This is a genomic window from Bacillus pseudomycoides DSM 12442 (assembly GCF_000161455.1).
GTDB lineage: Bacteria > Bacillota > Bacilli > Bacillales > Bacillaceae_G > Bacillus_A > Bacillus_A pseudomycoides.
This window is the reverse complement of the sequence record NZ_CM000745.1, coordinates 4,937,325-4,943,749: the sequence shown is the minus strand read 5'-3', so window position 1 is coordinate 4,943,749 and position 6,425 is coordinate 4,937,325. Positions and strand designations below refer to the sequence as shown.

6 protein-coding genes and 2 pseudogenes are annotated in these 6,425 nt (G+C 33.4%); 4 read left to right on the top strand and 4 right to left on the bottom strand.

All coding sequences use genetic code 11. The features are described from left to right. The 3 genes and pseudogenes from BPMYX0001_RS31505 to BPMYX0001_RS25105 all read right to left on the bottom strand — a co-directional run. Positions 1-115, bottom strand: a pseudogene (locus BPMYX0001_RS31505) (IS6 family transposase); the annotation flags it as partial. 109 nt (positions 116-224) lie between these two features. Further along, positions 225-1,253 (bottom strand): spore photoproduct lyase, encoded by a 1,029-nt coding sequence (gene splB / locus BPMYX0001_RS25110; RefSeq protein ID WP_033799350.1) that lies wholly within the window; start codon positions 1,251-1,253, stop codon positions 225-227. Next, the gene (locus tag BPMYX0001_RS25105) at positions 1,250-1,513 is read right to left on the bottom strand and encodes a transcriptional regulator SplA (protein WP_006096981.1); all 264 of its coding nucleotides are present in this window, start codon (positions 1,511-1,513) and stop codon (positions 1,250-1,252) included. Before BPMYX0001_RS25105 ends, splB begins: the two co-directional genes overlap by 4 nt. 546 nt (positions 1,514-2,059) lie before the next feature. On the opposite strand from BPMYX0001_RS25105, the gene BPMYX0001_RS31500 reads away from it, so the two are divergent. Continuing rightward, complete coding sequence (locus BPMYX0001_RS31500) at positions 2,060-2,224, top strand: DUF4021 family protein (protein ID WP_077295769.1); 165 nt, start codon at positions 2,060-2,062, stop codon at positions 2,222-2,224. 108 nt (positions 2,225-2,332) lie between these two features. On the opposite strand, the pseudogene BPMYX0001_RS29695 reads toward BPMYX0001_RS31500, so the two are convergent. Beyond that, positions 2,333-4,560, bottom strand: a pseudogene (locus BPMYX0001_RS29695) (MMPL family transporter). A 117-nt stretch (positions 4,561-4,677) separates the two neighbouring features. On the opposite strand from BPMYX0001_RS29695, the gene BPMYX0001_RS25095 reads away from it, so the two are divergent. The 3 genes from BPMYX0001_RS25095 (at position 4,678) to BPMYX0001_RS25085 (ending at position 6,319) form a co-directional block, all read left to right on the top strand. Beyond that, positions 4,678-5,301: a TetR/AcrR family transcriptional regulator gene (locus BPMYX0001_RS25095; protein WP_006096977.1), complete on the top strand. Its 624-nt coding sequence runs from the start codon at positions 4,678-4,680 to the stop codon at positions 5,299-5,301. 142 nt (positions 5,302-5,443) lie between these two features. Further along, entirely contained in the window at positions 5,444-5,617 is a 174-nt protein-coding gene (locus BPMYX0001_RS25090) for a hypothetical protein (protein ID WP_006096976.1), read from the top strand. Positions 5,618-5,953: 336 nt separating this feature from the next. Further along, the gene (locus BPMYX0001_RS25085) at positions 5,954-6,319 is read left to right on the top strand and encodes a carboxymuconolactone decarboxylase family protein (RefSeq protein WP_006096975.1); all 366 of its coding nucleotides are present in this window, start codon (positions 5,954-5,956) and stop codon (positions 6,317-6,319) included. The last annotated feature ends 106 nt before the right edge of the window (positions 6,320-6,425 follow it).

The following is a 6,425-nucleotide window of genomic DNA, read 5'->3' as shown; positions in this document are numbered from 1 at the left end:
CTCTACAAGAGTCATTGATTTGCTTGAGATGATGACGGATTCTTTTGTCTAATTCAGGACCATACTGATGAACCCAAGGCATAATCGTTGTATGAGCAACGGATAAGCCCCTTTTTCTAGAGTGTAGACTCATTTAAAAAACTTTGCAACAGAACGTCCTTGAAACACCGATATAGCCTTTAAAATAAATTTCCATATGCTTTTTGTAAAGTGAATGGTATCTCCTATGTGAAATATTCTAATTTTGCATTGGGAAAGAATTTCTCCATATAAGAATAAAGATAACTTTTTATATCTTCTTCTTCTTCTTTTTGATAAATATATTTTCCAATTCCATATTTCCCCCATTTATATCTTCTTTTCTCTTCATCTAATTCTAATTTTGTCATGGGATAATTTTTTTCAATTACTCGTTTGGCAGGCTTTGTAAATCGATGTTGAATAAATTCAAATGTGATATCATCACGTGCATCAAGTGGTAATTCAGCATCAAGACGTTCAAACATATGATAGTACCCATCCTGCCAACCTTCATGCAGATAAATAGGGGCCACAATGAACCCAAGTGGATACCCGGCTCTTGCTACTTTTCCAGCGGCCTCAATCCGTTTTGCTAGGGGAGAGGTGCCGGGCTCAAAATTTTTAATAACATAGTCAGCGTTTACACTAAACCGAAATCTTGTTTTCCCGTTATGTTTTGCATCAAGTAAGTGATCTACATGATGAAATTTAGTAACAAACCTCAATTTTCCATACTCGGATTCTCCAAAATGCTCTATTGCGTGCTTAAGAGTTTGAGTTAAGTGATCAATCCCTACAATATCAGATGTACAGGATGCTTCAAATCTTGTCAGTTCAGGTGCTCGTTTCTCGATATATTTGTCAGCAGCCTCAAGAATTTCGGCCACATTTACATAAGTACGGATATATGGTTTACTACCCATCGTTGTTTGTAAATAGCAATAATGACAATGGCCCATACACCCTGTTGCAAAGGGAATAGCATACTCAGCTGAAGGCTTTGAGGTGTCAAACTTTAGTGTCTTTCTCACACCAACGACAAGGGTAGATTTTGCTACCCTGTACTTTTGAAAATCATTTTCTCCTGGAAGATCTCTCACTTGGTTATGTGAGGTGGTATACCGAATTTCTACATCCATTTTTTTGAATTTTTCTTGAAGTTCTCTTCCTAACGGATAATCTAATGCATTTGGTTCAAAGTATACTAGCTTAGGTATAAATGGATTATTCATTCTAATATCCCCTCTAAAGCATCTCCATAATAGTAATTGTAAGCTTGATTTGCCTCTTCTTCTGTAGAATAAACAGCCATTTCATTTGATAATGGATAATAAGTTTCATAAAGAAATAAAGCTAATTCATTTGGATTTTCAGGGTTATTTACAACGGCTGCTGCTTGTATATTTGCTACATCCTGGGTGTGGGGGTTTCGGTAAAAAACATAGACAATATCTCCAGCATGATAAGTTTTGTCTTCGTTAAACAGTTCCATTCCATCACCTTTTCTTTTATAAAATCTATTGGGTACAGTTATTCATTATTAAATTTTTATCTTTAGTGCCTAAAATTATGTCTTCTTTATTATGGAAAAGCGTTTAGCTAATTGATTTAACCCATGTGGGACATACTTCGTTGCAAATCAATAGATTTAATTCAATTCTTTCTTTTGGTGTTCTTTTTTTCAACCAGGGGCAATTGAAAATGTTTTAGACTATAGAAAATTGATGTAATTATAATATTTTTTCAAGAAATTTTAGATTTAAAGAGAACATCCTGCATAGACATGTTATAAGTTTTTTATAAAATTGGGTTATCTAAGAAGGAAGACATATTTTGAAGAAAGTACTATTATTTGGAGATCCAGGTATTGATGATTCCTTAGCTATCATATTTTCTAGAAAAGATGACATACTATGTATATGCTATTACATTAATAGCTCAAATAATTGGTCATTCAATTGGCAGATAATTTGTTTATCTGCCAAACTCTTTCATACGCTTTTTATTTTTTAAAAATTTAGTGTTTGGAGGTATAAAAATGAATTTTCCACATTCTAAAAAAGAAAAGAGTAACAACTCAAAAAACTTAAAATCTGATACTATTAAAACTGGACTTCAACCAGTAGAACAAGCCATGAATGGATTGTACGGAATGCCAGAAACTGATATTGAAGACAAAGAACACCAAAAACCGGAAATTTGAAAAATAATTAGTATTTAGATACTACTTTTATTTTATATACATACTTTATTCCTAATAAAAAACCAAGGGAAATCAAAGTTTCCTTGGTTTTTTAATTTTATTATATTATCAAGCATCTACTTTTTTTGTCTCTTCCTTCTTCCGAATCTTCCCAGGCCAAAAAGCGAAACGGCCTAAAACGCCTGTAAGTGAAGGAACAAGAAGAGGTCTTACTATAAATGTATCCAGTAGTACTCCTATTGCTGTAACAATACCAAATTGAACAAGTACTTGGATTGGTAAAGTAGCTAATACAGCAAATGTTCCTGCCAAGATTAAACCAGCAGACGTAATAACACTACCTGTTTGAACCACCCCGTTTTTGACTGCTTCAAGATGTGGCTGGCTTCTTTTGTTTTTCCATATTTCAGAAACCATAAATATGTTATAGTCCTCTCCTAATGCTACCAAGAACACAAATGCATATAGAGGAATCGCTCCTTGTATTGCAGGAGCATCCATACCATAGTGAAGTAGTAACCATCCTGCCCCTAATGCAGAGAAGAATGATAATACCACTGTTACAATTAAGTAGATCATCGCCACAACAGAACGTAAATATACAAGTAATAATAATGCGATAATACCAATCATAACAGGAATAATCACATTTTGATCACGTTCAGTTGTTTGTTTCGTATCGTATAATGTAGCCGTTTCTCCTCCAATCCATATGTGGTTATTAGCATCACTTATTTCAGCACTTTTCATTACCTGTTTCAAACTTTTTCTTAACTCAGGGATTTTATTCATCCCCTCAATAGAATACGGATTATCTTTTATTGAAACTTCAAACATTTGTAATTGATTATTCTGTTTCCCTTGCACTGGTTCTGTTACTTGATCTATAAAAGAAAGTTTTGTTAATTCTTCTTTGACAGGTACATCTTTTCCTTTTGTATCAACAACAATTTGTACAGGTGCTAACTCACCAGGTGAAAAATGATCAGAGATTAAATTAAATCCTTCACGTGAAGGCATATCTTTTGGAAATGATTCTATTAAATCATACGTAAATTGGATACGTGGAACAAATGAAGCCAATCCACCTAATAAGAATAGTGTTAGCAGGATAATTGTCCATGGTTTACGAATAACAAGATCTCCAAGTTTTTTGCTTAAGAACCCTTTCGATTCCTTTACCTTGATTGTTTTCTTTTTTTCTTAGCATATTCTTCATTCATTTCTCTTGTTCTTGGGATGAATGGGAAAAATGCTACTCTCCCCAAAATAGCTAATAATGCTGGTAAAATTGTCAAAGAAGCGATTCCCATAAGGAAAACAGCCACGCTAAAAGGTACTGCAAATCTATGGAAAGAACCTATATGAGCAAGTAATAGAGTACCTAATCCTACTACAACGGTAAGAGCACTCATAATGATAGCTCCACCTGATTCTTTAATTGCAAGCTGTAGCGCTTTAAATTTATTTCGCTCCACAAGAAGAAACTCTCGATATCTTGAAATTAGAAATAGACAATAATCTGTACCAGCTCCAAATAATAGTACAGTCATAATTGAAATTCCTTGCGCATCAGCAGTAATCCATCCTTTATCAGCTAAAAAACCTAAAGTTGGACTAATTATTCCATAAGCAAACCCAACTACAATAAAAGGTAAGATTGCTAATAGCGGTGAACGATAAAGAAGAATAAGTAAAGCTAAAACAAGTAATACAGTTGCAACCAATAATTTCACATCAGCCTGACTAAATATGCTTACTGCATCAGTCTGAATACCAACTGGCCCTGATAGACGTACATGCAAACCAGAATCAGAAATCTTTCTTTTAAATGGATCATCTTCCACTGTATTCTTTATGACAATCTGCAGTTCAGCCATATTCTCCTGCAGCATATCTGTCCCTACAGTTTTATCAAAAAACACAGGAGTTACAAGAGACGTACCATCTTCTGAAACATTTTTTGCTAACGCTTGGTGCGGTATGGTATCAAAAGGTGGTAACGTTGATTGCCCCTTTAATGGCGAATTTCTAAGTTTTTGATAAGTATCTTGAATTTTCTTAAAATCCTTCTCTTCTAAACCTTCATCTTTATGCCAAACAATAAGCACAGGGTTTCCTGAGTCATTCGGAAATTCTTTCTTAATTATATTATTAGCCTGTTGTGACATAGCCGTTTCAGGAAGATTAGGGACTGTCTCATCTTCAACGGTATTCACAGCTGGCCAAGTAAACGATAAAACAAGTGTCAACAAGACCCATACAAAAAGGGTAATCCACTTTGCTTTTGGTCCACCGACATATTTCCCCCATGTATAAAGAGGATGTTTTTTCATGATATTCCACCTTTCTTACTAATTTTAGAATTAATTATATATACTGGTTAGTTAATTAATCAAGTGCTATTCAACTGATATGTTATAATATTTTAAATTATGAAGAGTCAGGAGAGAATGATATTGGAACAAAAACAACGTCCTTTAGGAAGACCACCTCAAAATAAAAATACAAAATCTACAAAAGATAAAATTGTTGATATTGCTACAAAGCTGTTTTTAAGTAAAGGTTATCAAATTGTCTCTATGGAAGATGTTGCAAAAGAGTGCGATGTAACAAAGGCAACTGTTTATTATTACTATGCTACAAAAGCTGATCTTTTTACGGATACAATGATTCAAATGATGGCACGCATTAGAGATAATATGCATAAAATTCTTTCAACAAGTAAGCCGCTTAAGGAGCGATTACTTGATGTTGCAAAAGTTCATTTAACCGCAACACTGAACATTGATATCAAGAGTTTCATGAAAGATGCAAAAATATCTCTTTCAGAGAATCACTTAATACAAATGCAAAAAGCTGAAGATAAAATGTACGAAGTATTGGATCAAGCAATACACAAAGCGATGCAAAAAGGTGAAATCCCTAAAGGGCACTCGCTTTTAAGTACTCATGCCTTTGTTGCTTTGCTATACTTAGGTGATTACAAAGATGTAAATCAAAAGCCACTGATTGCCAATATAGATGATTTAGCTGTAAGCATTGTAGATTTTTATTGGAATGGATTGGGACATTAATTCAGGATTTTTAGTTATATATATTTCCTTGATATTGGTGTTTACATATTTATATAAAAAGCGACCATACTAATTTTTATGTTAGTATTTTATTGTGAAATACTACATGTTTTACTAACTACGATGCTAGGAGGATATTACGATGGATATTCGTGAAGGATTAATTCCAACTGCATTAGGTACAGCGGTCACAGCTGCAGGTTATGCACTTAAGCAGACACGTGGTTCTAATAAGATGATTGCTAATACGGTATTTGGATTTGGTTTAGCTCATGTTGTTTTAGGGGTAATTGATTTAGTCGAGCATCGTCGTTAGAACGAAGGCAAGCATATTTAAATGCTTGCCTTTTCTATACCCAAAACTTAGATATGCTCATGTGAAAATTTAAATTAGGTATATATTAAGCTGAGAAGGTAGTCATACGCTATACATGTATACAAAAAATCTTACTATTTCTATTGAATGATTGAATTGATGTACAAGAACTTTTATATGAATATATATAAAATTTATCTGTTTATTTTAGAAGAATTATTTTTGAAAAGTAAAGATGCCCCCCTAAATTACATAATGTCAAACATGATTAATCAAAGTACTTTAAGCTCATACTAACGTATGTTTTATAAATACTAGAAATGGGGTTGATTAAATATGGAATTTGAAGGTAGAAATACTACTGAATCTGCACTTCTTCAATATAAACATGGGTTGGGTTTATTTACGGAAAAAATGCCAAAACTGGCTGAACAGTTTAATTCTTTTACAGAGGAATGCTTTAAAGAAGGTACATTATCAAAAAAAGTAAAACAATTGGTTGCTTTAGGGATAAGCCTTTACTCTCAGGATGAGTATTGCATTATTTATCACACTAAAGGATGTATAGATCAAGGAGCTTCAGAGCAGGAAATTCTTGAGATCATTGGCGTAACAGCTGCATTTGGCGGGGGAGCTACCATGAGTCAGGCGGTCACACTTGTTCAAGAATGTATGCAAGAGTTAAATGAATTAAAGCAGTGACTATCCAAGATATTGTTAAAAACATGTTTAATTTTTTGGGTTGTATTTATTACATTTTCTTGATAAAAACCAAACAATACAAAAACTTGAGCATTTTTAATTATGC

Excerpts from the sequence above, each read along its gene's own strand:
- BPMYX0001_RS25095 (WP_006096977.1), top strand. The coding sequence starts at position 4,678 with ATGATATTGGAACAAAAACAACGTCCTTTAGGAAGACCACCTCAAAAT.
- BPMYX0001_RS25090 (WP_006096976.1), top strand. The coding sequence starts at position 5,444 with ATGGATATTCGTGAAGGATTAATTCCAACTGCATTAGGTACAGCGGTC.
- BPMYX0001_RS31500 (WP_077295769.1), top strand. The coding sequence starts at position 2,060 with ATGAATTTTCCACATTCTAAAAAAGAAAAGAGTAACAACTCAAAAAAC.
- BPMYX0001_RS25085 (WP_006096975.1), top strand. The coding sequence starts at position 5,954 with ATGGAATTTGAAGGTAGAAATACTACTGAATCTGCACTTCTTCAATAT.
- splB (WP_033799350.1), bottom strand. The coding sequence starts at position 1,253 with ATGAATAATCCATTTATACCTAAGCTAGTATACTTTGAACCAAATGCA.
- BPMYX0001_RS25105 (WP_006096981.1), bottom strand. The coding sequence starts at position 1,513 with ATGGAACTGTTTAACGAAGACAAAACTTATCATGCTGGAGATATTGTC.